The organism is Pseudoduganella sp. RAF53_2 (assembly GCF_052113985.1).
In the GTDB taxonomy this organism is placed as follows: domain Bacteria; phylum Pseudomonadota; class Gammaproteobacteria; order Burkholderiales; family Burkholderiaceae_D; genus Rugamonas.
In genome coordinates this window covers 1-1,190 of record NZ_JBFRDW010001042.1, presented here as the reverse complement: position 1 = coordinate 1,190, position 1,190 = coordinate 1, and the positions used below count along the sequence as shown (strand labels likewise).

Here is a 1,190-nt window from a genome sequence, read left to right as displayed (position 1 = left end):
TCAATGAAGCGGCCGCTTTCTGGAATGCCAGCCACGCCGGCTTCTGAAAAAATCTGTCCCCTCGAAACCGTTCAGCCACAAGCTGGACGGTTTTTTTTCGTCCTACGAGTACGCAAATGCCCCCTGTTGCGTGCCACCGAACAGATTTTCCGTATTTGTCGCTGAACACCCACCAGATTCAGGCGTCTCCCTAGGGAAAACCGCTGGCACGCTTTCTGCTCAATGTATAGCGAGCGCAAACGAAATGCCTCACCAACCTAAACCCACCAAGGAGCATGACCATGAAAACCCTGACCATCAAAGACCTGGCCCGTACCGAACAACTGGATCGCGCTGCAATGAGCACCGTGCGCGGCGGCTGGAAAATGAACTCGCCTTACTACTCCTTTGGCGATGTGACCTACGCACCGCACTACGACTCCTCGATCAAAGGGGTGCAAACCCTGGTGCAAGGCCAGAGCAATGAGGTGGTCACCGCCAACGGTTCCGCCTTCCTGGATGGCGTCAGCGTACACAACAACGTGTCGCAAAACGGCGCCAACACCATCATCGGCTAAGAACGCGATACCTGGCCGGCTTCATTCGGGAGACTTCGATGAAAACCAAGACCATTGCAGAGATGTGCGGCGCCGCAGAAATCGATCGCGCTGCAACCAAAGCAGAACTTGCGCAGAGCACCCAGGTGCTTGAGATCGGCGGCCTCACCTTTTTCGTGCGCTACGAAGCGCCTACCGAAGCCGGCCAGGACGCCCAACAACCTTCCATTCATCAGGAGAACTAACATGACTACCATCAAAGTGAACGATCTGTCCCGCAGCGCCGAACTGAGCCAGCAGGACATGCATGCAGTACGCGGCGGCTTCGCCTTCAAGCCGGACGTCAACGTCAACATGAACGTGACCCAGACCATCTTCCAGGTGCAGGATATCGACGTCAACACCCTGAATAACAACGGCGCCATCGGTGCAGGCTTCGTGGGCCCCAAGATCAATCTTGACGCCCATCTCAATGCCGAGAACAAGGCGATCTTCCCGAAGTTCGCCTAAACTGAGGAGGCCGGGGTCCGGCCTCCCTTTTCCTCACGGAGACTCATCATGGCTACCATTACCATCAACGATCTGCCCGCCAACAAGGCGCTGGACCGCAAGGCGATGTCCACGATCCGGGGCGCAGGCGGCGCTCCTTGGGTA

General features: G+C 56.9%; 3 protein-coding genes. All 3 read left to right on the top strand.

Annotated features, from left to right (window positions below):
• The first annotated feature begins 281 nt into the window (after window positions 1-281).
• From AB4Z11_RS32160 to AB4Z11_RS32150, 3 genes are read left to right on the top strand one after another with little or no spacing between them, the layout of a single operon-like run.
• Window positions 282-557, top strand: a complete 276-nt coding sequence (locus tag AB4Z11_RS32160; RefSeq protein ID WP_442030299.1) for a hypothetical protein — start codon at window positions 282-284, stop codon at window positions 555-557.
• Window positions 558-595: 38 nt separating this feature from the next.
• Window positions 596-781 (top strand): hypothetical protein, encoded by a 186-nt coding sequence (locus AB4Z11_RS32155; RefSeq protein ID WP_442030297.1) that lies wholly within the window; start codon window positions 596-598, stop codon window positions 779-781.
• Window position 782: 1 nt separating this feature from the next.
• The gene (locus AB4Z11_RS32150; RefSeq protein ID WP_442030295.1) at window positions 783-1,046 is read left to right on the top strand and encodes a hypothetical protein; all 264 of its coding nucleotides are present in this window, start codon (window positions 783-785) and stop codon (window positions 1,044-1,046) included.
• Window positions 1,047-1,190 lie beyond the last annotated feature (144 nt).

Bases quoted from the DNA above. Each gene is read 5' to 3' on its own strand.
- AB4Z11_RS32150 (WP_442030295.1), top strand. From the start codon at position 783: ATGACTACCATCAAAGTGAACGATCTGTCCCGCAGCGCCGAACTGAGC.
- AB4Z11_RS32160 (WP_442030299.1), top strand. From the start codon at position 282: ATGAAAACCCTGACCATCAAAGACCTGGCCCGTACCGAACAACTGGAT.
- AB4Z11_RS32155 (WP_442030297.1), top strand. From the start codon at position 596: ATGAAAACCAAGACCATTGCAGAGATGTGCGGCGCCGCAGAAATCGAT.